This is a genomic window from Comamonas endophytica (assembly GCF_023634805.2).
Taxonomy (GTDB): domain Bacteria; phylum Pseudomonadota; class Gammaproteobacteria; order Burkholderiales; family Burkholderiaceae_C; genus Comamonas; species Comamonas endophytica.
In genome coordinates, this window is sequence record NZ_CP106881.1 from 1,595,801 (window position 1) to 1,622,663 (window position 26,863).

Sequence of the window (26,863 nt, forward strand, 5' to 3'; positions counted from 1 at the left end):
GTGGCAGGGGCAGTAGGAATCGAACCTACAACCTTCGGTTTTGGAGACCGACGCTCTGCCAATTGAGCTATACCCCTAGAAACTCTCTATTATGCCAGGACCTTGGCAACCACACCGGCGCCGACGGTACGACCGCCTTCACGGATGGCGAAGCGCAGGCCTTCTTCCATGGCGATCGGGGCGATCAGCTTGACGGTGATCGACACGTTGTCGCCGGGCATGACCATTTCCTTGTCGGCAGGCAGTTCGATGGCACCGGTCACGTCCGTGGTACGGAAGTAGAACTGAGGACGGTAGTTGTTGAAGAAGGGAGTGTGGCGGCCGCCTTCGTCCTTGCTCAGCACATACACTTCAGCGGTGAAGTGGGTGTGGGGCTTGATCGAGCCGGGCTTGCACAGCACTTGGCCGCGCTCGACGTCTTCACGCTTCGTGCCGCGCAGCAGCAGGCCGACGTTGTCGCCAGCTTGGCCCTGGTCCAGCAGCTTGCGGAACATTTCCACGCCGGTGCAGGTGGTCTTTTGCGTGTCGCGGATACCGACGATTTCGATTTCTTCGCCGACCTTGATCAGGCCACGCTCGATACGGCCCGTCACCACGGTACCGCGGCCGGAGATCGAGAACACGTCTTCCACGGGCATCAGGAAAGCGCCGTCCACAGCGCGCTCGGGCGTGGGGATGTAGCTGTCCAGGGCTTCAGCCAGCTTGTCGATGGCTTGCTCGCCCAGGGGACCCTTGTCGCCTTCCAGAGCCAGCTTGGCCGAGCCGCGGATGATGGGGGTGTCATCGCCAGGGAAGTTGTACTTGTCCAGCAGTTCGCGGACTTCCATCTCCACCAGTTCCAGCAATTCCTCGTCGTCCACCATGTCGCACTTGTTCAGGAACACGATGATGTAGGGAACGCCCACCTGGCGAGCCAGCAGGATGTGCTCGCGGGTCTGGGGCATCGGGCCGTCGGCGGCCGAGCACACCAGGATCGCGCCGTCCATCTGAGCGGCGCCGGTGATCATGTTCTTCACATAGTCGGCGTGGCCGGGGCAGTCCACGTGGGCGTAGTGACGGCCGGCGGTTTCGTATTCGACGTGCGAGGTATTGATCGTGATACCGCGGGCCTTTTCTTCGGGCGCCTTGTCGATTTCGTCGTACTTCTTGGCTTCGCCGCCGAACTTGGCCGACAGAACGGTTGCGATGGCAGCCGTCAGGGTCGTCTTGCCGTGGTCGACGTGACCAATGGTGCCCACGTTGACGTGAGGCTTGGTGCGCTCGAATTTGCCTTTTGCCATTTTTCCGACTCCGAAAAAAATCTTTAACTACAGGACTCGGCGCAACCATCTAGCGGAAGCACCAGAAAGCTGGTGCCCATGGCGGGAATCGGACCCGCGACCTCTCCCTTACCAAGGGAGTGCTCTACCACTGAGCCACATGGGCATTCAAATCACCTTGCGGCGACTCGAAAAAAATACTCTACACACAGTCTGGAGCGGGAGACGGGAATCGAACCCGCGTCATTAGCTTGGAAGGCTAGGGTTCTACCATTGAACTACTCCCGCACTTTTCAGTGCGCGGATGCCGGTAAAAGCATCCCTCAAACTCTTCAACCAAAAACTGGTGGAGGGGACTGGATTCGAACCAGTGTAGGCGTAAGCCAACAGATTTACAGTCTGCCCCCTTTAGCCACTCGGGCACCCCTCCGAAGAATTCGATTGTAGCAGCATTTTTGACATCAAAAACAAAACTGCCACTTTTTCGCTTTGTCCCGCACTTTCATGCAGAGCTGGTGCGGCTGGCGGGGATCGAACCCACGACCCTTGGCTTCGGAGGCCAATACTCTATCCACTGAGCTACAGCCGCCCCGGACCGAGATCCAAAGCAAGCGTGCATTGTCGCACGACTTTGCGACCATTCACACGATCTTGCTTTCATATGCGCAGGGCATGCGCGCCAGTCCGGGCAATGCGGCGGCTTCCTCGAAGGCCGCAACCACTGCCGCATGCGGCAAACCCGCGCCCACCAGATAGACCTGTATGGCTGCGATGCCGTCCTTTTCCAGGTCGAAGCCCTCGACGCCCATGAGCCAGGAATGCATCAGGCCATCGAGCAGCGAACGCAGCCCGGTCGCGAGCAGTTGCGGCGGACTCAGCAGCTCCACGCCCTCATGCTCGGCCGCCGCCGTGAAATCCAGCGCCAGTCGGCGCGTGAATTCGTTCATCGACGAGGTATGCCGCACCTGCAGCGCCGCAAGCTCGCCGACGAACTCCATGCGGTGCATCATGATCGTGAAGACGCGGCGGATGCGCTCGTCGGTCACCAGGCCGTTGAGCAGCAGATGGATCACGCGGCACATGCGCGACAGCGGCGCAGCCCCCGAAAGCTGCCCCGCGCCCTCGAACACCACCTGATCCAGCGGCATGGTCACGCGATCGATCATTGCAGTGAACAGATCGAGCTTGTCCTTGAAGTGCCAATAGACCGCGCCTCGCGTGGCGCCAGCCTGCTGCGCGATCGCCGCCAGCGAAGATTGCGACACGCCCTGCGCCAGGAAAACCTGCTCGGCGGCGTCAAGCAAGGCATTGCGCGTCGCCACCGCATCTTCTTTGGTTCTACGGGCCATAACCATGTCTCCATTTTGGTAGTGCGCTTGACACGCACCAGGGCCACAATGCCCTCAACTCATCCAGGGGTCTTATTATACATCCATGAATGTATGTACAATCGCCAAGCTCTTTTGAGGGGCATTGCGCGTGCGTACGGTTTCAACTGTTACCGGCACTCGATGCTCCGACGCTGATTCTTCTTAGGAAAAAAACCATGCACAGCACGCGCAATGCGCCCGACGCCCAACCTCCCCGTCGTCTATTCCGCCACGCAGCGCTGGCACTGGCTGTTTCGGCGGCAGTGGCATTGGCTGCCTGCGGCGACAAGCCCGCGGAAGGCCAGCCCCCTGCGGCCGCCGCCCAGCAGGCGCCCCAGGTCCAGGTCGGTGTCGTGGTGGCCACGCCCCGCGACGTCGGCCTGGTGACCGAACTGCCCGGCCGCGTCGAAGCCTCGCGCGTGGCGCAGGTGCGCGCCCGCAGCGCCGGTATCCTGCTCGAGCGCCTGTACCGTGAAGGCAGCGACGTCAAGGCCGGCCAGCCGCTGTACCGCATCGATGCCGCCTCCTACGAGGCCACGGCGCAGAGCGCGCGTGCCGCGCTGTCGCGCTCCGAAGCCAACCTGGCGCAGGCTTCGGCCCAACTCGAACGCTACAAGCCCCTGGTCGAAGCCAATGCCATCAGCAAGCAGGACTTCGTGAACGCCGAAGCCGCATACAAGCAGGCGCTGGCCGATGTCGCCGCGGGCAAGGCCAACGTGCGCACCGCCGAGATCAGCCTGGGCTATGCCCGGGTCACCGCGCCGATCTCCGGCCGCATCGGCCAGTCGCTGGTCACCGAAGGCGCACTGGTCGGCCAGGGCGAAGCCACGCCGCTGGCCGTGATCCAGCAGATTGATCCGGTCTACATCAACTTCACCCAGTCCTCGAGCGAGGCCTTCAAGCTGCGCAAGGCCATGGCCGAAGGCCAGCTGAAGAAGGCTTCCGGCAATGACGCCGCCAGCGTGAAGGTGATCCTCGAGGACGGCAGCGTGTACGAACGCACGGGCCGGCTGCTGTTCACCGACCTGTCGGTTGACAGCGCCACCGGCCAGGTCACGCTGCGCGCCGAGGTGCCGAACCCCAAGGGCATGCTGCTGCCGGGCCTGTATGTGCGCGTGCAGGTCGAGCAGGCCCAGGCTGCCAACGCCATCACCCTGCCCCAGCAGGCGGTGACGCGCAGCGAGAACGGCGACACCGTGTCGGTGGTTGGCGACGACGGCAAGATCACGCAGCGCCCCATCAAGGTCGGCGCCGCGCAGAACCAGCAGTGGGTCGTGCTCGAAGGCCTCAAGGGCGGAGAGAAGGTCATGGTCGACGGCTTCCAGAAGCTGCAGATGCTGCCTCCCGGCACCCCCGTCACTCCCGTGCCCTGGCAGGCGCCGGGCACCGCGCCGACCGCTCCTGCGGCAGGCGCGGCTGCGCCTGGGGCAGCTCCTGGAGCAGCCCCAGGCGCTGCGCCAGCCGCGCCGGCACCGGCTCCAGCAGCCGCCGCCGCTGACAAGTAAAAGGCATCGTCATGGCCAAGTTTTTCATTGAACGCCCCATTTTTGCGTGGGTGATCGCACTGTTCATCATCGTGATGGGCGCGGTCTCGCTCACGCAGCTGCCGATCGCGCAGTATCCGCCCGTGGCCCCGCCGGCCATCGTGATCAGCACCGCCTATCCCGGTGCTTCCGCCCAGGTGCTCGAGGACAGCGTGCTGTCCGTGATCGAGCGCGAGATGAACGGCTCGCCGGGCCTGCTCTACATGGAGTCGACCGCCCAGGCCAACGGCACGGGTTCCATCACCGTGAGCTTCGCGCAGGGAACCAACCCCGAGCTGGCCCAGGTCGACGTGCAGAACCGTCTGTCGCGCGCCACGCCGCGCCTGCCGCCCGCGGTGACCCAGCAGGGCGTGCGCGTGGACAAGTCCGCCGCCAACTTCCTGCTGTTCGCGATGCTGTCGTCCAAGAACCCCGACTGGGATCCGACGGCGCTGGGTGATTACGCGACACGCAACGTCGTGCCCGAGCTGCAGCGCGTTCCCGGCATCGGCCAGGTGCAGGTGTTCGGCTCCGAGCAGGCGATGCGCATCTGGATCGATCCGGCCAAGCTGCAGGGCTTCAACCTGTCCTCGGCCGACGTGACCGCCGCCATCCAGGCACAGAACGCGCAGGTCGCCAGCGGCGCGATCGGCGAGCTGCCCAACATCACCGGCCAGAGCATCTCCGCCACCGTCACGGTGCGCGGCCAGCTGTCCACGCCCGAACAGTTCGGCAACATCGTGCTGCGTGCGCAGACCGACGGTTCGACCGTGCGCCTCAAGGACGTGGCGCGCATCGAGATCGGCGCGCAGAGCCTGTCGACCTCGGCGCGCCTGAATGGCCAGCCGGCCGCGGGCATCGGTGTCCAGCTCGCGCCCTCGGGCAATGCGCTGGCGGCCGCCGAGGACGTGCGCGCCAAGCTCGAGGAGCTGGCCAAGTACTTCCCCGAAGGCGTCGAGTGGTCGATTCCCTACGACAGCTCGAAGTTCGTGAGCATCTCCATCCAGCAGGTCGCCCACACGCTGATCGAAGCCGTGGCGCTGGTGTTCCTGGTGATGTTCCTGTTCCTGCAGAACTGGCGCTACACCATCATCCCGACCATCGTCGTGCCGATCGCGCTGCTGGGCACCTTCGGCACGCTGCTGGCGCTGGGCTTCTCGATCAACGTGCTGACCATGTTCGGCATGGTGCTGGTGATCGGTATCGTCGTGGACGATGCCATCGTGGTGGTCGAGAACGTCGAGCGCATCATGGAGGAGGAGAAGCTGCCGCCGCGCGCCGCGACGCGCAAGGCCATGGGCCAGATCTCGGGCGCCATCATCGGCGTGACCGTGGTGCTGATCTCGGTTTTCGTGCCGCTGGCCTTCTTTGCCGGCTCCACGGGCAACATCTACCGCCAGTTCGCCACCGTGATGGTGGCCTCGATCGGGTTCTCGGCCTTCATGGCGCTGTCGCTCACGCCGGCGCTGTGCGCCACGCTGCTCAAGCCCATCGATCACGACGCGGAAAAGAACAAGTTCTTCCGCTGGTTCAACCGCAGCTTCAGCCGGACCGCCAAGGGCTACGAGAGCGTGGTCGCGCGCATGCTCAAGAAGGCGGCGCGCTACCTGATCATCTACGCCGCCATCCTGGGCGCCGTGGCGCTGATCTTCAAGAACCTGCCGACCTCCTTCCTCCCCGGCGAAGACCAGGGCACGGTCATCGCCAACGTGCAACTGCCCCCTGGCGCGACGCTGCAGCGCACGCAGGCGGTGATGGAAGAAGTCGAGAAGTTCGCGCTGCAGCAGCCCGAAGTCTCGAGCATGGTCAGCGTGCTGGGCTTCAGCTTCTCGGGCCAGGGACAGAATGCCGGCCTGGCATTCATCTCGCTCAAGGACTGGAGCGAACGCGACGGCGCCGCGCATTCCGCAGACGCGCTGGCGGGGCGCATCATGGGCGCGATGTCCGGCGTGCGCGATGCCTTCATCTTTGCGCTGAGCCCGCCACCCATTCCCGAGCTCGGCAACTCGACCGGCTTCACGCTGCGTCTGCAGGACCGCGGAGGCAACGGCCATGCGGCACTGGTGAACGCCCGCAACCAGCTGCTGGGCATGGCCTCGCAAAGCAAGGTGCTGACCCAGGTACGCCCTGAAGGCCTGGAAGATGCGCCCCAGCTGCAGATCGACATCGACCGCGACAAGGCCAGCGCGCTGGGCGTGGCGTTCAACGCCATCAACTCGACGCTGTCCACCGCGCTGGGTTCGAGCTATGTCAACGACTTCCCGAACCGCGGCCGGCTGCAGCGCGTGATCGTGCAGGCGGATGCGCCGGCGCGCATGCAGGCCGAAGACCTGATGCAGCTCACGGCGCCCAACGCCCAGGGCCAGCCCGTGCCCTTCTCGGCCTTTGCCACGACGCGCTGGGTCAATGGCGCGCAGCAGACCGTGCGCTACAACGGCTATCCCGCGATGAAGATCACGGGCGTGCCGGCACCGGGCTACAGTACCGGCGACGCCATGGCCGAGGTGGAGCGCATGGTGTCCCAGCTGCCTGAAGGTTTCGGCTATGAATGGACCGGCCAGTCGTTCGAAGAAAAGCTCGCAGGCTCGCAATCGCTGATTCTCTACAGCTTCGCCATCCTGGCCGTGTTCCTGTGCCTGGCCGCGCTGTATGAGAGCTGGACGATTCCGCTGGCGGTGATCCTGGTCGTGCCGCTGGGCGTGCTCGGCGTGGTGCTGGGCACGCTCCTGCGCGGTTACTCCAACGACGTGTACTTCCAGGTCGGGCTGATCACCATCATCGGCTTGACGGCCAAGAACGCGATTCTGATCATCGAGTTTGCCAAGGACCTGCAGGCCCAGGGCAAGAGCGTGATACAGGCCGCGATCGAGGCCGCCCACCTGCGCTTCCGCCCGATCATCATGACCTCGCTGGCCTTTGGCCTGGGCGTGGTGCCGCTGGTGCTGGCCTCGGGCGCAAGCTCGGCCAGCCAGCGCGCGATCGGCACCGGCGTGCTCGGCGGCATCGTCACCGGCACGGTGCTGGCGGTGTTCTTCGTGCCCGTGTTCTTCGTGATCGTGCGCACGCTGTTCAAGGGCAAGAAGCATGCGGAGGATGCCGACAACGCCGACACCCCCCACGCTCCCGCCCACAACCCGGAGGCCCTGCGCCATGATTAACCGCTGCACTCCCGTAGCGCTCGCAGCGGCCCTGCTGATGGCCGGCTGCTCGTTCATTCCCACCTACGAGCGCCCCGCGGCGCCCGTGCCCGAAGCCTACCGCTCCGCCCCGCAAGGGGCAGCGGGCACCCAGCCGGCGGCCGCCCTGCCCTGGCAGCAGTTCTTCACCGATGCGCGCCTGCAGCAGCTGATCGGCCTGGCGCTGAACAACAACCGCGACCTGCAGGTGGCGGTGCTCAACATCGAGCAGGCCCGGTCGCAGTACCGGATCACGCGCGCCGACCAGTTCCCGACCATCGGCGGCGGCATCAATGCATCGCGCGCGCCGGACGTGGTCAACGGCGGCTATGCCAATTCCTTCCAGGTGGGCCTGCAGACCACGGCCTGGGAGATCGACTTCTTTGGCCGCATCGGCGCGCTCAAGGAACAGGCGCTGGCCCAGTACCTGGCCACCGAGGAAGGCATGCGCGCCACGCAGGTCAGCCTGGTGTCTTCGGTCGCCAGCACCTGGTACGCGCTGCTGGCCGACGAGGAGCTGCTGGCGATCTCGCGCCGCACGCTGGAGACGCGCGAGGCATCGGTCGAGCTGACCCGCCTGCGCTTCGACGCCGGCGCCGCTTCGGAGCTCGACTACCGCCAGGCGGTCTCCCTGACCGAATCCGCGCGCGCCACGCTGGCGCAGCAGCAGCGCCAGCGCGCGCTGGATGCGAATGCGCTGGCCCTGCTGCTGGGCCAGCCGCTGCCGCCCGAGATCGACGCCAGCATCGCCGGCACGCGCCTGGACCAGGCCGCGGCATTGCCGGCGCTGCCGGCGGGCCTGCCCTCCGACCTGCTGATCCAGCGGCCCGACATTCGCCAGGCCGAGCAGGCGCTGATCGGCGCCAACGCCAACATCGGCGCGGCGCGCGCGAACTTCTTCCCGCGCATCGCGCTCACGGCGCAGGTCGGCACCGCCAGCAGCGAACTCTCGGGGCTGTTCAACGGCGGCTCCTGGGGCTTCTCGCTGGCGCCTTCGGCACTGCTGCCGATCTTCGACGCGGGGCGCAACAATGCGACCCTCGATGCCGCCGTGGTGAACCGGCGCATTGCCGTCGCGCAGTACGAGAAAGCCATCCAGACGGCGTTCCGCGAAGTCTCGGATGCGCTCGACAGCCAGGCCGCGCTGGCCGAGCAGGACCGCGCGCAGCGCGCCCAGCTCGAAGCCGAGAGCGTGCGCCTGCGGCTGTCCGATCTGCGCTACCGCAACGGCGTGTCCAGCTACCTGGATCTGCTCGATGCCCAGCGCACGCTGTTCGCGCTCGAGCAATCGGTGGTGCAGGTACGCCTGGCCCAGCTGCAGAACCAGCTGCTGCTGTACCGGGCGCTGGGTGGCGGCGTGACTTCGCCCACGCCGCTGGCAAGCGCGGCCGTGGCACGCTGAAGCAGCGCAGGCGCCACGCGGTGCCCTGCATACCAGGCCATGACCGGCGCGGTCATGGCCTTTTTTTCTTCCAATCCGTGGGGAACTGGCGCCTGGATGGGCGGGGAAACGCGCAGCAGCCCGGCGCAGGGCGGCCCATATAATTTGTTGCTGGTCTATATCCCTAAAAACATTGAGGACGACATGAGCGCCAATCTCCACGAAGAAGGACATTCAGGCCCGATCAAGAACCCCAAGCAGTTGCTGATCGCGGTGTTCCTGTCCTTTGTGATTCCGGTACTGGTGATCATTGGGCTGGTCATGTTCGTCACTTCCCAGAACAAGCCCGGCCCGGGCGCGGCGGATCCGGAGATGGCCAAGGCCCAGCGCCTGCAGAAGGTGGGCCATGTCGAGATCCGCGACGCCAACCGTCCGCTGCGCGGCGGCGAAGAGGTCTACAAGACCCAGTGCGCAGCCTGCCATGCGGTGGGCGCGGCCGGTGCACCGAAGTTCCAGGACGCTGCTGCCTGGGGCCCGCGTCTGGCGCATGGCTTCGAGGCGATGGTCGAAGCCGCCATCAAGGGCAAGGGCGCCATGCCGCCCCAGGTCGGCGAGTTCAACGACACCGAAATCGCCCGTGGCGTGGTGTTCATGGCCAACGCCGCCGGCGCGAAGTTCGAGGAGCCCCAGGCAACGGCCGCCGCGGCACCGGCCGCCGCAGCCGAAGGTGGCGCTGCTGCACAGGCCGCCACAGCTGTACCGGCAGCCGCCGCACCAGGCGCCGCAGCTGCGCCGGACGCAGCCGCGCCAAAGGCCCCGGATTCCGGTGCCGAGGCCCCGGGCGCTGGCGAACCCAAGTCCTGACCCAGCTTCATTCCCGAGGCCTTCGGCCTCTTTCGATGCGCTAGGCAAGCGCCTGCTGCGCGGGACTTGCCACGAAGCGAAAGCGCTGCGGCAGGCTGTCTGCCAGCACCTCCTCCTGCGGCCAGCGCTTTTGCTCCAGCCATTCGGCCAGCAAAAGCACATCCTGGCTGTGCACCAGCCCCAGGCCGGGCGCCGCCACCAGATACACCCGCCCCTGCTCATCGACCAGACAGGCCTCGGGCATGACCCGCACGCCGGTATGTGCCTGCACCTGTCCATCGGGTTGCAGGCGCCAGACGAAGGGCGCGGCCTCGAGCTCCACATACACGCGCTGCGGGCCGTTCTGGAAGAACCAACGCCCCAGTTCGTCCCTGGCGTAATTGCGCGCGATGAAAGCCTGCAGCTTCTCATGCTCCACCAGCGAGCCCTTGCTCTGCGCGAAGGGCCCCCGCGATTGTGTCTCCTCGTCGCGCAGAAACCACTGGCCGCGCGCATCCAGGCCCAGCCAGCCGAAGCAGTCGGGCACATTGGGCCAGCGGGCCATTGCCTGTTTCACGATATCGTCCATCCTTGCCTCCTCGTATGCGGCCGGCTCCTACCGCCGCCCCGATGGTACAGCGGCACAATTCCCGGCATCGGCAACCATCCCAAGCAATCTCGCCCACCCGGGTGCCGCAAGAGCCCATCATGAAACGATTTCTCGCGATTGTGTTCACAGCCCTGGCCCTGACGGGTTGCGGCTACAACGACTTCCAGCGCCTGGACGAGCAATCCAAGGCCGCGTGGAGCGAAGTCCTCAACCAGTACCAGCGCCGCGCCGACCTGGTGCCGAACATCGTGGCCACCGTCAAGGGCGAGGCCAACTTCGAGCAGGAAACCCTGACCCGGGTGGTGGAGGCCCGCGCCAAGGCCACTTCGATACAGGCCACCCCCGAGCTGATCAACGACCCTGAAGCCTTCAACCGCTTCCAGCAGGCACAGGGCGAACTGTCCGGCGCACTGTCGCGCCTGATGGTGGTCTCCGAGCGCTATCCGCAACTGCAGGCCAACCAGGGCTTTCGCGACCTGCGCGTGACGCTGGAAGGCACGGAAAACCGCATTACCGTTGCGCGCAACCAGTACATCCAGACCGTGCAGGCCTACAACGTCCTTGCGCGTAGCTTCCCGAGCAATCTGACGGCCAAGGTCTTCAGCTACGAACCCAAGGCGAACTTCACGGTGCAGAACGAGGCGCAGATCTCCACGCCGCCGAGCGTCGACTTCTCGGCCCCGGCCCCTGCGCCTGCACGCTGACCGGAGCGCGACATGCCGTTTCCGCTGGCCTGGCGCTGGCTGTTCACCCTGCTGCTGGCCTGCGCACCGCTGCAAGTGCTGCAGGCGCAGGCGCTGCAACCGGTGCCTGCGCTCACTGCGCGTGTCATCGACCAGACCGGCACGCTCACTCCGGCCGAACGCAGCGCGCTGGAGGCGCAACTGGCATCCATCGAAAGCCGGCATGGCTCGCAGGTCGCAGTGCTGATGGTGGCCACTACGGCACCCGAAGACATCGCCGCCTATGCCTATCGCGTCGCCAGCAGCTGGAAGATCGGCCGGCGCGACGTGGGCGACGGCCTGCTGCTGCTGGTGGCCAAGGACGACCGGCGCATGCGCTTCGAAGTCGCGCGCAGGCTCGAGGGTGCCATCCCCGACATCGCGGCCGCACGCATCCTGGATGAATACATCCAGCCGCGCTTTCGCGCCAACGATTACGCCGGCGGCCTGGGCGCGGCGATCACGCAGGTCGAAAGGCTGATTGCAGGCGAGCAGCTGCCCGCGCCGGCACGTGCGCAGAAGAGCAACAGTCTCGACCTGGAGTCGCTGGCCATCTTCCTCTTCATTGCCGTGTCCGTACTGCGCCCCCTGGCGCGCCGCATCTTCGGCAACCGCTTGGGCGCAATGCTGATGGGCGCGGGCACGGGCGCGGTGGCTTTCTGGCTGACCACCAGCATGCTGCTGGCGGGCGGCGCCGGCCTGGTAGCACTGCTGATCACGCTGCTATCCAATGGCAAGGGCATGCATGTCGGTGGTGGTGGTGGTGGTTTTGGCGGCGGCTTTGGCGGCGGATTCGGCGGCGGCGGCGGGTTGGGCGGTGGCGGTTTCGGCGGCGGCGGGTTGGGCGGTGGCGGTTTCGGCGGCGGCGGCTTCAGCTCCGGCGGCGGTGGCAGTTTTGGCGGCGGCGGCGCCTCGGGGAGCTGGTGAACATGCGCAACTGGATGCAACGCTTCACGCGCCTGGTGCGCCATCGCTGGGCCGAGGGCCGGCTGCACTCCGCCGTGCCCGACAACCTGCTCGAGCGCCTGGCCCGGCGCGTGGCCGCCAGCGAACAGCGCCACTCGGGCGAGATCCGCATCTGCGTCGAAGCCGGGCTGCCGATATCCTATATCTGGCGCGATGCCTCGGCACGCGAACGCGCGGTCGCGCTGTTCGGCAAGCTGCGCGTCTGGGACACCGAGCACAACAATGGCGTGCTGATCTATCTGCTGCTGGCCGACCATGCCATCGAGATCATTGCCGACCGGGGCCTGACGCGTGCCATTGCCGCCGACACCTGGGAAAAGCTGGTGCAGGACATGGGCACCGCGTTTCACGACGGCCATTACGAGGATGGCTTGACGCATGCCCTGTCGCACGTCACGGCGCTCCTGCATCAGCACTTCGCCACCGACGCAGGCGCACCCATCGATCCCAACGGTTTGCCCGATGCGCCGGTGCGGCTGCGCTTCGGCCGCCGGGGCCGTGCGCAGTGAGGCATGGCACCGTCACACCTGTCACACCTGTCACAAGCTGTGATAGCTTCGAAGCATTCCCATTACCGGAGTTTTGCATGAAATCATTGGCAGTCCTTGCATTGGGCGCAACCCTTGGCCTGACCGGCTGTGCCAGCCTGGGCGTTGGCGGCGCCGAACCCGTGGTCTATGACTATGCGCTGAGCTGCAAGCTCAAGGAAGACGACCCCAGCAAGTGCGAGGCACAGGTCCGGGCCCTGTGCCCCGCACCGGAGAAGGCCAAGCTGGACAAGCGCCGCACGGTGGATCCCAAGGACAACGCCGTGATCTATGTCTATCAGGCCAAGTGCAATCCCTGACAGCTGTCCGGGCATGAAAAAACCGCTCCAAGGAGCGGTTTTTTCATGGGAAGCTTGAAGCTCAGCGCTTCTGGCGATATTTGCGCAGGGCAGCGATTTGCGCCGCCATGACGGCCAGTTCGGACTGGGCCTTGGCCAGGTCCAGCTCGCCCTTGGCGTTCTTCAGCGCTTCCTCGGCGGCGGCCTTGGCCTTGTTGGCCTTCTCGTCGTCGAGGTCCTTGCCACGGATGGCCGTGTCGGACAGCACGGTGACGCTGTTGGGCTGCACTTCGAGAATGCCGCCGGCCACGAAGACGAACTCTTCGCTGCCGTCCGCCATCTCGATGCGCACCGAGCCGGGCTTGATGCGCGTGATCAGCGGGGTGTGGCGCGGGTAGATGCCCAGTTCGCCGGCCTCGCCGGGCAGCGCGACGAAACGCGCTTCACCCGAGAAGATCGACTCTTCGGCACTGACCACATCGACGTGGATGGTGTTCATCTTTGCTCCTAAATGTCAAGAATGGGCTGGGAACAAGGGCCCTTGCGGGCCCCGGTGCCTCAAGCAGCCAGCTTCTTGGCCTTTTCGAAGGCTTCGTCGATGGTGCCGACCATGTAGAACGCCTGCTCGGGCAGGTGATCGCATTCGCCAGCCACGATCATCTTGAAGCCGCGGATGGTTTCAGCCAGGGGCACGTACTTGCCGGGAGCGCCGGTGAACACTTCGGCGACGTGGAAGGGCTGCGACAGGAAACGCTGGATCTTGCGCGCACGGGCCACGGCCATCTTGTCTTCGGGCGCGAGTTCGTCCATGCCCAGAATCGCGATGATGTCGCGCAGTTCCTTGTAGCGCTGCAGCGTGCCTTGCACGGCGCGGGCCACTTGGTAGTGCTCGTCACCCACCACCTGGGGGTCCAACTGGCGGCTGGTCGAATCCAGGGGATCGACTGCGGGGTAGATACCCAGCGAAGCGATGTCACGCGACAGCACGACGGTGGAATCCAGGTGGGCGAAGGTCGTGGCGGGCGAGGGATCGGTCAAGTCATCGGCAGGCACGTAGACGGCCTGGATGGAAGTGATCGAGCCGACCTTGGTCGACGTGATGCGCTCTTGCAGGCGGCCCATTTCTTCCGCCAGCGTGGGCTGGTAGCCCACGGCCGAAGGCATGCGGCCCAGCAGTGCGGACACTTCGGTACCGGCCAGCGTGTAGCGGTAGATGTTGTCCACGAAGAACAGCACGTCCTTGCCTTCGTCACGGAAGGCTTCGGCCATCGTCAGGCCGGTCAGCGCAACGCGCAGACGGTTGCCTGGCGGCTCGTTCATCTGGCCGTAGACCATGGCCACCTTGGACTCGTTCAGGTTGTTCTGGTTCACGACGCCCGCATCGGACATTTCGTGATAGAAGTCATTGCCTTCACGGGTACGTTCGCCCACACCGGCAAACACCGACAGACCACCGTGGCCCTTGGCGATGTTGTTGATGAGCTCCATCATGTTCACGGTCTTGCCCACGCCGGCGCCACCGAACAGACCCACCTTGCCGCCCTTGGCGAACGGGGAGATCAGGTCGATCACCTTGATGCCGGTTTCCAGCAGTTCCTGCGAAGGCGACAGTTCGTCGTAGGCAGGAGCTTCGCGGTGGATGGGGGCCGTCAGCGTCTGGTCCACGGGACCGCGTTCGTCGATGGGCGCGCCCAGCACGTCCATGATGCGTCCCAGGGTGGCCTTGCCCACGGGCACGGTGATGGGAGCGTTGGAATTGCTGACCATCAGGCCGCGGCGCAGGCCGTCGGAAGAACCGAGGGCAATGGTACGCACCACGCCGTCACCCAGCAACTGCTGCACTTCCAGCGTCAGGTTCGAACCGTCGAGCTTGAGCGCGTCGTACACCTTGGGCATTGCGTTGCGGGGGAACTCGACGTCCACCACCGCGCCAATACATTGAACAATCTTGCCTTGCACTTGAGCCATTTTTTGCTCCAATAAGTTTGTCGGTTGAGCTGCTTACACAGCGGCGGCGCCGGCCACGATTTCCGACAGCTCGGTCGTGATAGCTGCCTGGCGCGTCTTGTTGTAGACCAGCTTCAACTCGCTGATGACGTTGCCTGCGTTGTCGGTTGCGGCCTTCATGGCCACCATGCGCGCCGACTGCTCGGACGCCATGTTGTCGGCAACGGCCTGGTACACCAGGGACTCCACGTAACGCACGAGCAACTCGTCAATGACGGTTTGCGCATCGGGTTCGTAGATGTAGTCCCAGCTGGCGCCAGACGTCTTCTCAGCCTGCATTTGCGCGGACGACAGGGGCAGCAACTGCTCCATGACCGATTCCTGCTTCATCGTGTTGATGAAGCGGGTGTAGCTCAGGTACACCTTGCTGATCCTGCCTTCGGCATACGCGTCGAGCAGCACCTTTGCAGGGCCGATCAGAGTTTCCAGATGCGGGGTGTCGCCCAGACCCGTGACATGCGAAACCACCTTGGCGCCGACACGGTTCAAGAAGCCCAGACCCTTGCTGCCAATGGCCACGGCCTCCGCGGAGATACCCTGGTCCTGCAGCTCGCGCAGCTTGGCCGTGACGACACGCAACACGTTGGTGTTCATGCCGCCGCACAATCCCTTGTCGGTCGTCACCACGATGACGCCGACCTTCTGTGCATCGTTCACCTGCATGAACGGATGCACATATTCGGGATTGGCTTGGCCAAGATGGGCTGCAATGTTGCGGATCTTCTCGCTATAGGGACGGGCCGCCAGCATCCGTTCCTGCGCCTTGCGCATCTTGGATGCCGCGACCATTTCCATGGCCTTCGTGATCTTCTTGGTGTTCTCCACCGATTTGATCTTGCCGCGAATTTCCTTACCTGCTGCCATGATGGCTCCTCGTCCGGATTAAGCGAACGACTTCTTGAACGCAGCGATGGCAGCGGTCAATTCGGCTTCGGATTCCTTGTCCATGGCCTTGGTGGCATTGAGCTTGTCGATCAATGCGCCGTGGCTGGTCTTGAGGAACTGGTGCAGACCGGCTTCGAAGGGCAGAACCTGCTTGACTTCGATGTCGTCCATGTAACCCTTGTTCACCGCGAACAGCGAAGCACCCATCAGGGCCACCGACAGCGGGCTGTACTGGGCCTGCTTGAGCAGTTCGGTCACGCGGGCACCGCGGTCGAGCTGCTTGCGGGTGGATTCGTCCAGGTCGGAAGCGAACTGCGCGAACGCAGCCAGTTCACGGTACTGTGCCAGGTCGGTACGGATACCGCCGGACTGGCCCTTGACGAACTTGGTCTGGGCGGCGCCACCGACGCGCGACACCGAGATACCGGCGTTGATCGCGGGACGGATACCGGCGTTGAACAGGCTGGTTTCCAGGAAGATCTGGCCGTCGGTGATCGAGATCACGTTGGTAGGCACGAAAGCCGAGACGTCACCCGCCTGGGTTTCAATGATCGGCAGCGCGGTCAGCGAACCGGTCTTGCCCTTGACGGCGCCCTTGGTGAACTCTTCCACGTAGGTGGCGTTCACGCGGGCAGCGCGCTCGAGCAGGCGGCTGTGGAGATAGAATACGTCGCCGGGGAAGGCTTCGCGGCCTGGCGGACGGCGCAGCAGCAGCGAGACCTGGCGGTAGGCCACGGCTTGCTTGGACAGGTCGTCATAGACGATCAGCGCGTCTTCGCCGCGGTCGCGGAAGTATTCGCCCATGGTGCAGCCCGAGTAGGCCGACACGTACTGCATCGCGGCCGATTCGGCAGCGGTGGCAGCCACCACGATGGTGTATTCCATGGCGCCGGACTGTTCCAGGGCGCGCACGACGTTCTTGACCGACGAAGCCTTCTGGCCGATGGCGACGTAGATACACGTCACGCCCTGGCCCTTCTGGTTGATGATGGCGTCGATGGCCACGGCGGTCTTGCCGGTCTGGCGGTCGCCAATGATCAGTTCGCGCTGGCCGCGGCCCACGGGAACCATCGAGTCGATCGACTTCACGCCGGTCTGCAGCGGCTGGTCCACCGACTGGCGTGCGATCACGCCGGGAGCGACCTTCTCGATCACGTCGGTCATCTTCGCGTTGATCGGACCCTTGCCGTCAACGGGATGGCCCAGCGCGTTCACCACGCGGCCGATCAGCTCGGGGCCGACCGGCACTTCCAGGATGCGGCCCGTGCACTTGACGGTATCGCCTTCGGAGATGTGCGTGTACTCACCCAGAATCACGGCGCCGACGGAGTCGCGCTCGAGGTTCAGGGCCAGGCCGTACGAGGGTTGACCGTCAGCGGTGGCCGGGAATTCCAGCATTTCGCCTTGCATCACGTCCGACAGGCCATGGATGCGCACGATACCGTCCGTCACCGACACCACGGTGCCCTGGTTGCGGATATCGGTGCTCGCAGCCAGACCTTCGATGCGGCTCTTGATCAATTCAGAAATTTCTGCGGGATTGAGTTGCATGACTCTTTCCTTCTTTCTTTGTTTAGCCGGGACCTCAGCGCGGTTAGGCAGTGAGGGCTGCTTTCATTTGTTCCAGACGGGCCTTGACCGAGGTGTCGAGCACTTCGTCACCCACGACCACGCGAATGCCACCGATCAGCGACTCATCGGGCTGAACGGTGAGATGCAGCTTGCGGCCAAAACGCTTTTCCAACGAAGCGCCAAGCTCCGTCAGTGCGGCAGGTTCGATCGGGAAGGCGCTATAGACCACCGCATCCGACGAGCCCGCGAGCTGGTTGACCAGACCACGAAACTGATCTGCAACCTCGGGCAGCGCGTTCACGCGGCCGTTCTCGATGATGACGCGCAGGAAATTACGGGCGGCATCGGGAAGTGCCGAACCGGCAACACCCGTGAAAACGTCGAACAGCTGTTCTTCGCTGACCTTGGGGTTGTCTGCCAGTTGGCGCAATTGCGAATCGGCGGCAACCGCCGCCAATTTCTCCACCCAGCCGACTGTGCCGTTCAAATCCGCACCGCTGGCGGTGCTGGCTTTGAACAGGGCTTCAGCGTAAGGGCGGGCAATGGTGGCGAGTTCTGCCATGTTTGCGTTCCTTACAGCTCAGTCTTGAGGCGGTTCAGCAGATCGGCGTGGACGCCGGCGTTGACTTCCTTGCGGAGAATCTGCTCGGCACCCTTGACGGCCAGTGCGGCCACCTGCTCGCGCAGGGCCTCACGGGCTTGAATTGCTTGCTGCTCGGCTTCTGCACGGGCGGCTGCAATCAGCTTGTTGCCTTCTTCAGTCGCACGGGCCTTGGCCTCTTCGATGATGGACTGGGCGCGGCGGTCGGCGTCCGCAAGCCGCGATGTCGTTTCATTGCGCGTCTGGGCCAGTTCCTGCTCGACGCGCTTGTTGACGGCGGTCAGTTCGGATTTGGCCTTGTCGGCAGCAGAGAGGCCATCGGCGATTTTCTGGGCTCGCTCATCCAGCGCCTTCGCGATCGGAGGCCACACGAACTTCATCGTGAACAGCACCAGGATCAGGAAGACGATGGCCTGAACGAACAGGGTCGCGTTGATACTCACGGCAACACCTTTCTATATGGGCGTTGAGGGGGAGCTTAGACCAGGGCGAACGGGTTGGCGAAAGCGAACAGCAGAGCGATGGCCACGCCGATCAGGAAAGCAGCGTCGATCAGACCGGCCAAGATGAACATCTTGGTTTGGAGTTCGTTGATCAGTTCAGGCTGGCGAGCCGAAGCTTCGAGGTACTTGCCGCCCATCAGAGCGATACCGATAGAAGCGCCGATAGCGCCCAGACCAACAATCAGACCACAAGCCAGAGCGACGAGACCGAGAATGTTTTCCATGATGACTCCAGAGGATTAAAAAAGTGAAAGGAAAGGAAAGAAAGGGTCAGTGGGCTTCATGTGCCTGGCCGAGGTAAATCAGCGTCAGCATCATGAAAATGAAGGCCTGCAGGGTGATGATCAGAATGTGGAAGATCGCCCAGATAGAACCTGCAATGATGTGCCCCACAGGGAGCAACACACCAGAGAGAGACATGGCAGCCGCACCACCCATCAGGGCAATCAGCATGAATACCAACTCACCAGCGTACATGTTGCCAAACAGTCGCATGCCATGCGAGACGGTCTTGGCAACGTATTCGATGATCTGCATCAGCAGATTCACGACGCCCAGGATCAGGGCGAAGACAGGATTCTTGCTGGTGCCGAAAGGTGCGGTCACCAGTTCATGGGCCCAGCCGCCGGCGCCCTTGATCTTGACGCTGTACCAGAAGCACAGCAGCAGCACGGCGGACGACAGGCCCAGAGTGGTCGAGAGGTCGGCGGTAGGCACGACGCGCAGATAGGCGTGGCTGTCGCCGGTCGCGCCTTGCCACAGCAGCGGCAGCAGGTCGACGGGCAGCAGGTCCATCGCATTCATCACGAAGATCCAGACGAACACCGTCAGTGCCAGCGGCGCAATGAACTTGCGGCTTTCGGCATTGTGGATGTTGGCCTTGGCCTGGTTGTCGACCATTTCCACCAGCATCTCCACGGCCGCCTGGAAGCGTCCGGGAACGCCGGCAGTCGCCTTGCGGGCTGCCAGCCAGAGGGCAAAAAGGGCCAGACCACCGACGATCAGGCCGATGATCACGGAGTCATAGTTGACCACCGAGAAATCGACGATGCTCGTCTGCTTGATGTTCTGGAGATGCTGCAAGTGGTGAACGATGTATTCACTTGCAGTTGGTGCGTGCGCGTCTGCGGCCATCGGACAACTCTTCTCTCAATATCAATCGGTTTTTCGGACACCGGAGCGTCGCAGCAGCAGCGCAATCCAGTACGTTTTCATCGTTACCACCATGCCGGCCAGCAAAGCCAACCAGCTCAAACCTGCCACCAGCCTGGGCGCCATCGCCAACATGGCAATGCACAGCACCAGCTTGGCCAATTCCCAGCCGAAGAACCCCACCATCGCCGCGCTCGCATTGGACGCCGCCTGCTGGCGGGCCATGCCGCGCGCAAACAGGGCGGCGGGAAGCACCACCGCGAGCGCACCATAGGCAGCCGACCAGCCCACCGTGGGCCTGCCGCTCACCAGCCAGGCCAGCAGCGCCACCAGCGCGCCCACCAGCACTTGCCCTGCCACCACACGCCATGGCGACACCGGCGGATTGCGCTGGCGCCACTGCTGCGCCTCTTCGGCAGTCAGGGGGTTGAAGTCGGAGTCTTCAGCCTCAGCTTCAGTCCCGGGTGCATATTTTTCTGACATCTGGCGCCCAGGTTGAGACTGAAACTTTCACAAAGCCTCTGATTATAAGTAAAAACCCCTGCCTTAAGATAGGGGTTGTCACGGGTGTGGCCAAATTTATCTTGTGCCACCGGCTCTGCGCCGCTCACCCAACAATGCAGGCAAGCCTTTGCCGCGCATAGGTTTTTCGCTGGACCTGCACCACATCGGTGCCGGCGGAACGTTACCGCATAACCGTCGGTTCCGACAAGGTATTAACCTTTGAAAGTCTCTGTCATGAGCTCGTCAACTCCCCTTTCCCCCTCCGCCAGCATCATTGGCGCCGGCGATGACGCCGTGGCACGCAAGGACTCGCTGATCGAGTATCCCTCGCTGTTCCCGATCAAGGTCATGGGCCTGAAGCACGACAACCTGGTGTCGGCCATCACTGCCATTGCACACCACTTCGATCCGGCCTTCGATGCCAGCACCATCGAGCTGCGCCCCAGCAGCACCGGCAAGTACCTGGGCGTGACCATCACCGTCACGGCAACCAGCCGCGAGCAGCTCGACGACCTGTATCGCGCGCTGACCTCCGATCCCCACGTCAAGGTGGTGCTCTGAACGTGCCGGACGCCGGCATGGATACGCGCCTGCTCGGCCGCACCGACTACCGGGCCACGGTACAGGCCATGCAGGATTTCACGCAGCAGCGCGGGCCGGACACTCCCGATGCGCTATGGATCTGCGAGCACGCACCGCATTTCACCCAGGGGCTGGCTGGAAAGGCCGACCATGTGCTGGTGCCCGGCGACATCCCGGTGGTGGCCACCAACCGCGGCGGCCAGGTGACCTTCCATGGCCCGGGCCAGGTCGTCGCCTATCCACTGCTGGACCTGCAGCGCCGCGGCTACTTCGTCAAGGAATATGTCCACCGCCTGGAAGAAGCCGTGATCCGCACGCTGGCGCATTTCGGCGTCACGGGCCACCGCGTCGCGGGCGCGCCCGGCATCTACGTGCGCCTGGGCGATCCTTCCAGCCACGCGATGCTCGAACAGCGCCCGCAGCTGCGGCTGCCGGGCAGCGCCGCGCCCACGCCCGACTTCCACGGCCTGGGCAAGATTGCCGCTTTGGGCATCAAGGTCAGCCGCCACTGCACCTACCACGGTCTGGCGCTGAACGTGGCCATGGACCTGGAACCCTACTCGCGCATCAATCCTTGTGGCTATGCCGGCCTGCCGAGCGTGGATCTTTCTACAATCGGAGTCCAGACAACCTGGGACGAGGCTGCGCATGTGCTTGGCCGACAGCTGGAAATCCGGCTCGCCCCCTGACCCCCTAGAGCCATGAGCACCATAGACGTCGTACGCGAAGCGCAGTCCGCAGCCACCTACAACCCGCTGGCCAAGCAGAAGGCCGCGGCCAAGCTGTCGCGCATTCCCATCAAGGTCGAACAGGGCGAGGTGCTCAAGAAGCCCGAGTGGATCCGCGTCAAGGCCGGCTCTCCGACCACGCGCTTCTACGAGATCAAGGACATCCTGCGCGAGAACAAGCTGCATACCGTCTGCGAGGAAGCGAGTTGCCCGAACATCGGCGAGTGCTTCGGCAAGGGCACGGCGACCTTCATGATCATGGGCGACAAGTGCACGCGCCGCTGCCCGTTCTGCGACGTCGGCCACGGCCGCCCCGATCCGCTCGATGCAGATGAGCCGCTGAACCTGGCCAAGACCATCGCCCAGCTGCGCCTGAAGTACGTGGTGATCACCAGCGTCGACCGCGACGACCTGCGCGACGGCGGCAGCGGCCATTTCGTCGAGTGCATCAGGAATATCCGCGAACTGTCGCCCACCACGCAGATCGAGATCCTCGTGCCCGATTTCCGCGGCCGCGACGACCGCGCGCTCGAGATCCTCAAGGCCGCACCGCCCGACGTCATGAACCACAACCTCGAGACCGCGCCGCGCCTGTACAAGGAAGCGCGCCCGGGCTCCGACTACCAGTTCAGCCTGAACCTGCTGAAGAAGTTCAAGGCGCTGCACCCGAACGTGCCGACCAAGAGCGGCATCATGGTCGGGCTGGGCGAGACCGACGAGGAAATCCTGCAGGTCATGCGCGACATGCGCGCGCACGACATCGACATGCTGACCATCGGCCAATACCTGGCGCCCTCGAACAGCCACCTGCCGGTGAAGCGCTACGTGCACCCCGACACCTTCAAGATGTTCGAGGAAGAAGCCTACAAGATGGGCTTCAGCCATGCGGCCGTGGGCGCCATGGTGCGTTCGAGCTACCATGCCGATCAGCAGGCACACGGGGTATTAAGCAGCTCCTGAGACGCTTTTCGACGGTGCTGCCCTTGGCCTGCGCACGGTAAACAGGAAACAATGAGGAGCACTTGCTCCAAACCACCGTTCGCCCCGAGCCCGTCGAAGGGTGGACGGCCTGTCCTCAAGCTCATCGGCTAATTTGGGCCATCGCCACTCCCACGAAACAAAAAAGCCTTCCATTTGGAAGGCTTTCTTCGTTGGCTTCATCAAAAAATGCCTGGCTAACCGGCGAGCCGCTGGCTGGCAAAAAACGACTGAGGGCTTGACAGGCCCACGAGTCGCCCCACGATGAAACTGAAAAACTGCTGGAGCACGGCTCCCACCAGGATATGTGCTGCGTCAGTGGATGAATCATAACATCTAAATGAGAAGCACTCGCAACTATTTTTCAAAAGGATTTTGCGTGGTGCTTTTCAGGGTCCCGCGGCCAGCAACGCTGCGGGGTCATCGGCCAGCACCACCTGCCGCGCCCAGGCGCCGAGCCGGCCCGCGTCGGCGCGCAGTATCTCCTGCTTCACGGTGAGAATCTGCGCCGGGTGCATGGAGAAGCTGCGCAGGCCCAGGCCCAGCAGCAGGCGCGTCATGCCGACGTCGCCCGCCACCTCGCCGCAGACGCAGATGTTCTTGCCCTGGCGCTGCCCTTCGGCAATGACCTCGGCCACCAGGCGCAGCACGGCCGGGTGCAGCGGGTCGTACAGGTGCGCCACGGCCTCGTCGGCACGGTCGATGGCCAGCGTGTACTGGATCAGGTCATTGGTGCCTATCGACAAGAAGTCGAAGTAGCGCAGGAACATGCGCACCATCAGCGCCGCTGCCGGAATCTCGATCATCGCCCCCAGTTGCACCGCGCCCCAGGCCATGCCGCGCGCGTCGAGCTCGGCGCGCGCCAGCTCCACCTGGGCCAGGGTCTGCTCGATTTCGCGCTGGTGCGCGAGCATAGGGAACAGCAGGCTCACGGGCCCGTGCACGGCCGCGCGCAGCACGGCGCGCAGCTGGGTGCGGAACATGCCGGGATCGGCCAGGCTCCAGCGGATCGCCCGCAGCCCCAGCGCCGGGTTGAGCGAGTATTCCCGGGCCTGCGCCCGGTCCAGCGGCTTGTCCGCGCCCACGTCGATGGTGCGGATGGTCACGGGCCGGCCCTGCATTCCCTCGACGGCCTGCCTGTAGGCCAGGTACTGCTCTTCCTCGCCGGGCATGGGACCGTCGCGCCCCATGAACAGGAACTCGCTGCGAAACAGCCCCACGCCCTGTGCGCCCGCGCCCAGCGCGGCCGGACCGTCGCCGGGCTGCTCGATATTCGCGAGCAGCTCGATCGACTGCCCGTCCATGGTCACCGCCGGCGTATGCCGCAGCAATTCCAGGCCCTCGCGCTCGAGCGCATGCTCGCGCTGGCGGTCTTCATATTCGGCCAGAATCGCCGGGGAAGGATCGACGATCACCACGCCGGCATTGCCATCGATGATCAACCAGTCGTCGGGCCGTACCAGCTGGCCCGCGGCACGCGCGCCGACGACGGCAGGAATGTCCATGCTGCGTGCGACGATCGCCGTATGCGAGGTCCTGCCGCCCACCGCCGTCACGAAGCCGGCAAACACGCTGGTCTTGAAATGCAGCATGTCGGCCGGTGCCAGATCCTGCGCCACGAGGATCAGCGGCCATTCCGGCGTGGTGCCGGAATGCACCGCAGGCACCGGGCCGGCCACGCCCTTGAGATGCCGCAGGATGCGGTCCACCACCTGTTCGAGATCGGCCTTGCGTTCGCGCAGGTATTCGTCCTCCATCTCGTCGAACTGGCGCGATATCGCCTCGAGCTGCGTGGTCAGTGCCCACTCCGCGTTGTACAGGCGCTCGCGGATCCACTGTTCCACGCCATGGACCAGCGATTCGTCCTGCAGCAGCATCAGGTGCACGTCCAGCAGCGCATCCAGCTCGGCCGGTGCGTCATGCGGCATCTCGGTCTGCAGCCGCTGCAGCTCCTCGATGACCGCATGGCGCGCCATGCGCGCCCGCGCGATTTCCGCCTGCACTTCGGTGGCAGCAATGAAATAGTGCTGCACTTCGATGCGGCTCGAGCTCACGAGCACCGCCCGCCCGATGGCGATGCCGCGGGAAACCGCCAGGCCGTGAATTGCAAACGTCATCCGGACTGTCCTTCAGTCAATCATGCCGGCCCGTGCGCGCGACACGCAGGCGGCCAACCGTCTGGACAAATGCGATGCCTGCAGCGCATCGGCTCACTGCCCTTCGCCAAACTTGTCGTCGATCAATGCCAGCAGCGCATCCATTGCTTCCTGCTCCTGCTCGCCGTTGGTCTCAAGCTCCACCTGCGAACCGATGCCCGCTGCCAGCATCATCACTCCCATGATGCTCTTGGCATTGATGCGCCGCTCCCCCTTGGTCATCCACACCTCGCAGGGATAGCTGCCCGCGAGCTTGGTGAGCTTGGCCGAGGCGCGCGCGTGCAGCCCCAGCTTGTTGCTGATGGTGATGGTGGTCTTGATCATGGATGGAACGGAGGTTCTTGTTCTTCGACGGGGTGGCCAGCCACGGCCATCACCCCCTGAGTGCCGCCCGCGACGGCCCGGGCCGCAACGGCTTCGAGCGCTTCATGGCGGTAGCCGATGGCGCGCAGCAGCATCGGCAGGTTCACGCCCGCCACCAACCGGGCGGCATGGCCCGCCACCAGGCGCTGGGCCACATTGCTCGGGGTCGCGCCAAATACATCGGTCAACACCAGCACCGGCGCATCGCCCTGGCCCAGCAGCTGGCGCGCACGCGCCAACGAGGCTTCGGGGCTTTCATCGGCCTCGATGTCGAGCGCCAGCACATCGGCGGCGCTGTCGGCAAACACATGCAGTGCGCAAGCCCGCAGCGCCTGCGCCAGCGGGGCATGGGTGACGAGGAGAATGCGCGTGTTCATGCAGGGCATTATCGCGCGAGCTCCGCCGATACCGTGCAAACCATTGCCGCATTCCCGCGCCCATTCGCCCATTTGGACGGCCCTGCCCGGCGCGGACTTCGGCGCGCATGGCGCCCATAAACCCCGGATTGCCGGATCGCCGGCGGCTTTGGGCACAATTGGGGCATGGCACTCAACAAATGGATAGCAGGCGTGGCGCTGGCCGCCGTCGTCGGCATGGGCGGCTTCATCTACCTGAATGCCGGCACCAGCCCGGCGCCGGCGTCGACCTTCGTGCTGCTGGACGGCAGTCAGAAAACCACTGCCGATCTGCGCGGCAAGGTCACGCTGGTCAACTTCTGGGCCACCAGCTGCACCACCTGCGTGGCCGAAATGCCCGAGATCGTCGCCACCTACAACAAGTATCAGCCAAAGGGCTTCGAGACCGTGGCCGTGGCGATGAGCTACGACCCGCCCAGTTATGTGGTGAATTTCGCGCAGAGCCGGCAGCTGCCATTCAAGGTCGCCATCGACAACACCGGCATGGTCGCCAAGCAGTGGGGCGATGTGCAGCTCACGCCTTCGACCTTCATCGTCAACAAGCGCGGCGAGATCGTCAAACGCTATGTCGGCGCTCCCGATTTTGCCGAGCTGCACCAGCTGATCGAGAAGCTGCTGGCCGAAGCCTGAGCCTTGCATTCCATGAAAAGACGCCCGCGGACTCCCCGTCCCGGGCGTTTTTGCATGGCAGCGGTTGCGGCGTCACCGGTTGCGGAAACTGTCGTGGCAGGCCTTGCAGCTGCTTGCCAGGGCGCCAACAGAGCGGCCTTGAGGCTGGCCAGATCGCCCTGCTTTGCCGCTGCCGCCAGCTTGACGGCCTCCCGCGAAACCACAGGGGCCGTCACGCGCTGGCATGCCGGAGCCGGCCAGTATCTGCTGCTGGCACTGCTGGGCCTGCACCTACTACACCCTGCTGCGCCGCCAGCCGCTGGTACGCGCCATGCTGAGCGGCAACCGGGAGCTGCCCGAGCCGCTGCCCGACGCCGCGGACGGCATGCGCGAACGCCTGCTGGCACTGGCCATTGCGCTGGTATGCGGCGCCATTTCCTGGGGTTATCGGCCTGCTGCGCAACGGCTGAAAGTTTCACCCTGCGCAGCACATGCCCTACACTGCAGTTTCCGTTGTTTTTGCGCTTCGCCCGTGGACAAGCCTTCTGTGGCCCTGCTGACAGCGACTTTCCCCCAGGATCTGGACGCCGTGCGCCAGATCTTCGAGGAATACGCCGAGAGCATAGGCATCGATCTGGAATTTCAAAATTTTGCCGCCGAACTGGCCTGCCTGCCCGGTGACTATGTCCCGCCGCGCGGGCAGCTGCTGCTGGCCTGGGTCGATGGCGCGCTGGCTGGCTGCTGCGCATTGCGTCCGCTCGATGGCAGCGACTATGCCAACGCCGCCGAAATGAAGCGCCTCTATGTGCGCCGGCCGTTTCGCGGCTTCGGGCTGGGCCGCGAACTCACGGCCGCCATGCTGGACCTCGCGCGCCAAGCCGGCTATGACCGCGTTCTGCTCGACACCCTGGACGACATGGAAGCCGCCCGCGCGCTCTATACCGAGCTGGGCTTCGAGGAGATCCCGCCGTACTACTACAACCCCATGGCGGGGGCGCACTACCTGAAGGCAGAGCTGTTCTAAGTGCTCGCGCCATGAGAAACGCCTGGAGCCGAACTCCCCTCAGGAAGATCAGCGCCAGGCGCCTTCCGGTATCGATCCTCAGCGAGCGTCAACACGCGCCCGGGAGG

General features: G+C 64.5%; 26 protein-coding genes, 5 tRNA genes and 2 pseudogenes. 13 read left to right on the forward strand and 20 right to left on the reverse strand.

The genetic code is table 11. The features are described from left to right. Position 1 precedes the first annotated feature (1 nt). From M9799_RS07115 to M9799_RS07145, 7 genes are all read right to left on the reverse strand, one after another. Positions 2 to 77, reverse strand: a tRNA-Trp gene (locus M9799_RS07115). Between the two features lie 12 nt (positions 78 to 89). Then, entirely contained in the window at positions 90 to 1,280 is a 1,191-nt protein-coding gene (gene tuf, locus M9799_RS07120) for an elongation factor Tu (RefSeq protein ID WP_231043118.1), read from the reverse strand. 70 nt (positions 1,281 to 1,350) lie between these two features. Beyond that, a tRNA-Thr gene (locus M9799_RS07125) sits at positions 1,351 to 1,425 on the reverse strand. A gap of 48 nt (positions 1,426 to 1,473) precedes the next feature. Beyond that, positions 1,474 to 1,547: transfer RNA gene (locus tag M9799_RS07130), tRNA-Gly, on the reverse strand. Positions 1,548 to 1,603: 56 nt separating this feature from the next. Beyond that, positions 1,604 to 1,689 (reverse strand) — tRNA-Tyr (locus M9799_RS07135). Between the two features lie 83 nt (positions 1,690 to 1,772). Further along, positions 1,773 to 1,848 (reverse strand) — tRNA-Arg (locus tag M9799_RS07140). A 52-nt stretch (positions 1,849 to 1,900) separates the two neighbouring features. After that, entirely contained in the window at positions 1,901 to 2,608 is a 708-nt protein-coding gene (locus tag M9799_RS07145; RefSeq protein WP_231043117.1) for a TetR family transcriptional regulator, read from the reverse strand. Between the two features lie 197 nt (positions 2,609 to 2,805). Between M9799_RS07145 and M9799_RS07150 the strand changes: the two genes are divergently transcribed. From M9799_RS07150 to M9799_RS07165, 4 genes and pseudogenes are all read left to right on the forward strand, one after another. Beyond that, the gene (locus M9799_RS07150) at positions 2,806 to 4,134 is read left to right on the forward strand and encodes an efflux RND transporter periplasmic adaptor subunit (RefSeq protein ID WP_231043116.1); all 1,329 of its coding nucleotides are present in this window, start codon (positions 2,806 to 2,808) and stop codon (positions 4,132 to 4,134) included. An 11-nt stretch (positions 4,135 to 4,145) separates the two neighbouring features. After that, the gene (locus tag M9799_RS07155; RefSeq protein WP_231043115.1) at positions 4,146 to 7,310 is read left to right on the forward strand and encodes an efflux RND transporter permease subunit; all 3,165 of its coding nucleotides are present in this window, start codon (positions 4,146 to 4,148) and stop codon (positions 7,308 to 7,310) included. Continuing rightward, the gene (locus M9799_RS07160; protein WP_231043114.1) at positions 7,303 to 8,730 is read left to right on the forward strand and encodes an efflux transporter outer membrane subunit; all 1,428 of its coding nucleotides are present in this window, start codon (positions 7,303 to 7,305) and stop codon (positions 8,728 to 8,730) included. The genes M9799_RS07155 and M9799_RS07160 overlap by 8 nt, the downstream gene beginning before the upstream one ends. Positions 8,731 to 8,913: 183 nt before the next feature. Beyond that, positions 8,914 to 9,561, forward strand: a pseudogene (locus M9799_RS07165) (c-type cytochrome); the annotation flags it as partial. 52 nt (positions 9,562 to 9,613) lie between these two features. On the opposite strand, the gene M9799_RS07170 reads toward M9799_RS07165, so the two are convergent. After that, entirely contained in the window at positions 9,614 to 10,141 is a 528-nt protein-coding gene (locus tag M9799_RS07170; RefSeq protein ID WP_231043113.1) for a DUF2946 family protein, read from the reverse strand. A gap of 119 nt (positions 10,142 to 10,260) precedes the next feature. Here M9799_RS07170 and M9799_RS07175 point away from each other — a divergent pair, with 119 nt between their 5' ends. The 4 genes from M9799_RS07175 (at position 10,261) to M9799_RS07190 (ending at position 12,697) form a co-directional block, all read left to right on the forward strand. Then, on the forward strand, positions 10,261 to 10,866 hold the full coding sequence (locus M9799_RS07175; protein WP_231043112.1) for a LemA family protein: 606 nt from the start codon (positions 10,261 to 10,263) through the stop codon (positions 10,864 to 10,866). A 12-nt stretch (positions 10,867 to 10,878) separates the two neighbouring features. After that, a complete protein-coding gene (locus M9799_RS07180; protein WP_231043111.1) occupies positions 10,879 to 11,811 on the forward strand; it encodes a TPM domain-containing protein in 933 nt (310 codons plus the stop codon). 2 nt (positions 11,812 to 11,813) lie between these two features. Further along, positions 11,814 to 12,359 (forward strand): TPM domain-containing protein, encoded by a 546-nt coding sequence (locus M9799_RS07185; protein ID WP_231043110.1) that lies wholly within the window; start codon positions 11,814 to 11,816, stop codon positions 12,357 to 12,359. Positions 12,360 to 12,436: 77 nt separating this feature from the next. Next, positions 12,437 to 12,697, forward strand: coding sequence for a hypothetical protein (locus M9799_RS07190; RefSeq protein ID WP_231043109.1), 261 nt, complete (start codon positions 12,437 to 12,439; stop codon positions 12,695 to 12,697). A gap of 61 nt (positions 12,698 to 12,758) precedes the next feature. On the opposite strand, the gene M9799_RS07195 is transcribed toward M9799_RS07190, so the two are convergent. The 9 genes from M9799_RS07195 to M9799_RS07235 are packed head-to-tail and all read right to left on the reverse strand — an operon-like array spanning position 12,759 to position 19,879. After that, positions 12,759 to 13,175, reverse strand: a complete 417-nt coding sequence (locus tag M9799_RS07195) for a F0F1 ATP synthase subunit epsilon (protein ID WP_231043108.1) — start codon at positions 13,173 to 13,175, stop codon at positions 12,759 to 12,761. Positions 13,176 to 13,234: 59 nt separating this feature from the next. After that, a complete protein-coding gene (atpD, locus tag M9799_RS07200; RefSeq protein WP_231043107.1) occupies positions 13,235 to 14,644 on the reverse strand; it encodes a F0F1 ATP synthase subunit beta in 1,410 nt (469 codons plus the stop codon). Positions 14,645 to 14,677: 33 nt separating this feature from the next. Next, the gene (gene atpG, locus M9799_RS07205; RefSeq protein WP_231043106.1) at positions 14,678 to 15,547 is read right to left on the reverse strand and encodes a F0F1 ATP synthase subunit gamma; all 870 of its coding nucleotides are present in this window, start codon (positions 15,545 to 15,547) and stop codon (positions 14,678 to 14,680) included. Between the two features lie 18 nt (positions 15,548 to 15,565). Next, on the reverse strand, positions 15,566 to 17,119 hold the full coding sequence (gene atpA / locus M9799_RS07210; protein ID WP_231043105.1) for a F0F1 ATP synthase subunit alpha: 1,554 nt from the start codon (positions 17,117 to 17,119) through the stop codon (positions 15,566 to 15,568). Between the two features lie 43 nt (positions 17,120 to 17,162). Next, positions 17,163 to 17,702 (reverse strand): F0F1 ATP synthase subunit delta, encoded by a 540-nt coding sequence (locus M9799_RS07215; protein ID WP_231043104.1) that lies wholly within the window; start codon positions 17,700 to 17,702, stop codon positions 17,163 to 17,165. A gap of 11 nt (positions 17,703 to 17,713) precedes the next feature. After that, positions 17,714 to 18,184 (reverse strand): F0F1 ATP synthase subunit B, encoded by a 471-nt coding sequence (locus M9799_RS07220; protein WP_231043103.1) that lies wholly within the window; start codon positions 18,182 to 18,184, stop codon positions 17,714 to 17,716. A 35-nt stretch (positions 18,185 to 18,219) separates the two neighbouring features. Beyond that, a complete protein-coding gene (atpE, locus tag M9799_RS07225; protein WP_231043102.1) occupies positions 18,220 to 18,468 on the reverse strand; it encodes a F0F1 ATP synthase subunit C in 249 nt (82 codons plus the stop codon). 46 nt (positions 18,469 to 18,514) lie between these two features. Next, on the reverse strand, positions 18,515 to 19,378 hold the full coding sequence (atpB, locus tag M9799_RS07230; RefSeq protein ID WP_231043101.1) for a F0F1 ATP synthase subunit A: 864 nt from the start codon (positions 19,376 to 19,378) through the stop codon (positions 18,515 to 18,517). 21 nt (positions 19,379 to 19,399) lie between these two features. Continuing rightward, positions 19,400 to 19,879 carry an ATP synthase subunit I gene (locus M9799_RS07235; RefSeq protein ID WP_231043100.1) on the reverse strand — a complete coding sequence of 160 codons (480 nt, stop codon included), beginning with the start codon at positions 19,877 to 19,879 and terminating at the stop codon, positions 19,400 to 19,402. Positions 19,880 to 20,134: 255 nt separating this feature from the next. Here M9799_RS07235 and M9799_RS07240 point away from each other — a divergent pair, with 255 nt between their 5' ends. The 3 genes from M9799_RS07240 to lipA are packed head-to-tail and all read left to right on the forward strand — an operon-like array spanning position 20,135 to position 22,170. After that, positions 20,135 to 20,461, forward strand: coding sequence for a YbeD family protein (locus M9799_RS07240; RefSeq protein WP_231043099.1), 327 nt, complete (start codon positions 20,135 to 20,137; stop codon positions 20,459 to 20,461). 17 nt (positions 20,462 to 20,478) lie between these two features. Then, the gene (gene lipB / locus M9799_RS07245) at positions 20,479 to 21,171 is read left to right on the forward strand and encodes a lipoyl(octanoyl) transferase LipB (protein ID WP_231043098.1); all 693 of its coding nucleotides are present in this window, start codon (positions 20,479 to 20,481) and stop codon (positions 21,169 to 21,171) included. A 12-nt stretch (positions 21,172 to 21,183) separates the two neighbouring features. After that, positions 21,184 to 22,170, forward strand: coding sequence for a lipoyl synthase (gene lipA / locus M9799_RS07250; RefSeq protein ID WP_231043097.1), 987 nt, complete (start codon positions 21,184 to 21,186; stop codon positions 22,168 to 22,170). 407 nt (positions 22,171 to 22,577) lie between these two features. Here the strand turns inward: lipA and ptsP are convergent, their stop codons facing one another. From ptsP to M9799_RS07265, 3 genes and pseudogenes are all read right to left on the reverse strand, one after another. Then, a complete protein-coding gene (ptsP, locus tag M9799_RS07255; protein ID WP_231043096.1) occupies positions 22,578 to 24,305 on the reverse strand; it encodes a phosphoenolpyruvate--protein phosphotransferase in 1,728 nt (575 codons plus the stop codon). A gap of 93 nt (positions 24,306 to 24,398) precedes the next feature. Further along, on the reverse strand, positions 24,399 to 24,668 hold the full coding sequence (locus M9799_RS07260) for an HPr family phosphocarrier protein (protein ID WP_231043095.1): 270 nt from the start codon (positions 24,666 to 24,668) through the stop codon (positions 24,399 to 24,401). Then, positions 24,640 to 25,084 (reverse strand): annotated as a pseudogene (locus M9799_RS07265) (PTS sugar transporter subunit IIA); the annotation flags it as partial. The gene M9799_RS07260 and the pseudogene M9799_RS07265, both read right to left, overlap by 29 nt. 165 nt (positions 25,085 to 25,249) lie before the next feature. On the opposite strand from M9799_RS07265, the gene M9799_RS07270 reads away from it, so the two are divergent. Together M9799_RS07270 and M9799_RS07275 are read left to right on the forward strand one after the other, a co-directional pair. Further along, positions 25,250 to 25,753, forward strand: coding sequence for a TlpA family protein disulfide reductase (locus M9799_RS07270; protein ID WP_231043094.1), 504 nt, complete (start codon positions 25,250 to 25,252; stop codon positions 25,751 to 25,753). A gap of 511 nt (positions 25,754 to 26,264) precedes the next feature. Then, positions 26,265 to 26,756, forward strand: coding sequence for a GNAT family N-acetyltransferase (locus M9799_RS07275; protein ID WP_231043251.1), 492 nt, complete (start codon positions 26,265 to 26,267; stop codon positions 26,754 to 26,756). Positions 26,757 to 26,863 lie beyond the last annotated feature (107 nt).

What these genes read in the sequence shown, in the direction of transcription:
- tuf (WP_231043118.1), bottom strand. Translation starts at nt 1,280, where the DNA reads ATGGCAAAAGGCAAATTCGAGCGCACCAAGCCTCACGTCAACGTGGGC.
- M9799_RS07145 (WP_231043117.1), bottom strand. Translation starts at nt 2,608, where the DNA reads ATGGCCCGTAGAACCAAAGAAGATGCGGTGGCGACGCGCAATGCCTTG.
- M9799_RS07150 (WP_231043116.1), top strand. Translation starts at nt 2,806, where the DNA reads ATGCACAGCACGCGCAATGCGCCCGACGCCCAACCTCCCCGTCGTCTA.
- M9799_RS07155 (WP_231043115.1), top strand. Translation starts at nt 4,146, where the DNA reads ATGGCCAAGTTTTTCATTGAACGCCCCATTTTTGCGTGGGTGATCGCA.
- M9799_RS07160 (WP_231043114.1), top strand. Translation starts at nt 7,303, where the DNA reads ATGATTAACCGCTGCACTCCCGTAGCGCTCGCAGCGGCCCTGCTGATG.
- M9799_RS07170 (WP_231043113.1), bottom strand. Translation starts at nt 10,141, where the DNA reads ATGGACGATATCGTGAAACAGGCAATGGCCCGCTGGCCCAATGTGCCC.
- M9799_RS07175 (WP_231043112.1), top strand. Translation starts at nt 10,261, where the DNA reads ATGAAACGATTTCTCGCGATTGTGTTCACAGCCCTGGCCCTGACGGGT.
- M9799_RS07180 (WP_231043111.1), top strand. Translation starts at nt 10,879, where the DNA reads ATGCCGTTTCCGCTGGCCTGGCGCTGGCTGTTCACCCTGCTGCTGGCC.
- M9799_RS07185 (WP_231043110.1), top strand. Translation starts at nt 11,814, where the DNA reads ATGCGCAACTGGATGCAACGCTTCACGCGCCTGGTGCGCCATCGCTGG.
- M9799_RS07190 (WP_231043109.1), top strand. Translation starts at nt 12,437, where the DNA reads ATGAAATCATTGGCAGTCCTTGCATTGGGCGCAACCCTTGGCCTGACC.
- M9799_RS07195 (WP_231043108.1), bottom strand. Translation starts at nt 13,175, where the DNA reads ATGAACACCATCCACGTCGATGTGGTCAGTGCCGAAGAGTCGATCTTC.
- atpD (WP_231043107.1), bottom strand. Translation starts at nt 14,644, where the DNA reads ATGGCTCAAGTGCAAGGCAAGATTGTTCAATGTATTGGCGCGGTGGTG.
- atpG (WP_231043106.1), bottom strand. Translation starts at nt 15,547, where the DNA reads ATGGCAGCAGGTAAGGAAATTCGCGGCAAGATCAAATCGGTGGAGAAC.
- atpA (WP_231043105.1), bottom strand. Translation starts at nt 17,119, where the DNA reads ATGCAACTCAATCCCGCAGAAATTTCTGAATTGATCAAGAGCCGCATC.
- M9799_RS07215 (WP_231043104.1), bottom strand. Translation starts at nt 17,702, where the DNA reads ATGGCAGAACTCGCCACCATTGCCCGCCCTTACGCTGAAGCCCTGTTC.
- atpE (WP_231043102.1), bottom strand. Translation starts at nt 18,468, where the DNA reads ATGGAAAACATTCTCGGTCTCGTCGCTCTGGCTTGTGGTCTGATTGTT.
- atpB (WP_231043101.1), bottom strand. Translation starts at nt 19,378, where the DNA reads ATGGCCGCAGACGCGCACGCACCAACTGCAAGTGAATACATCGTTCAC.
- M9799_RS07235 (WP_231043100.1), bottom strand. Translation starts at nt 19,879, where the DNA reads ATGTCAGAAAAATATGCACCCGGGACTGAAGCTGAGGCTGAAGACTCC.
- M9799_RS07240 (WP_231043099.1), top strand. Translation starts at nt 20,135, where the DNA reads ATGAGCTCGTCAACTCCCCTTTCCCCCTCCGCCAGCATCATTGGCGCC.
- lipB (WP_231043098.1), top strand. Translation starts at nt 20,479, where the DNA reads ATGGATACGCGCCTGCTCGGCCGCACCGACTACCGGGCCACGGTACAG.
- lipA (WP_231043097.1), top strand. Translation starts at nt 21,184, where the DNA reads ATGAGCACCATAGACGTCGTACGCGAAGCGCAGTCCGCAGCCACCTAC.
- ptsP (WP_231043096.1), bottom strand. Translation starts at nt 24,305, where the DNA reads ATGACGTTTGCAATTCACGGCCTGGCGGTTTCCCGCGGCATCGCCATC.
- M9799_RS07260 (WP_231043095.1), bottom strand. Translation starts at nt 24,668, where the DNA reads ATGATCAAGACCACCATCACCATCAGCAACAAGCTGGGGCTGCACGCG.
- M9799_RS07270 (WP_231043094.1), top strand. Translation starts at nt 25,250, where the DNA reads ATGGCACTCAACAAATGGATAGCAGGCGTGGCGCTGGCCGCCGTCGTC.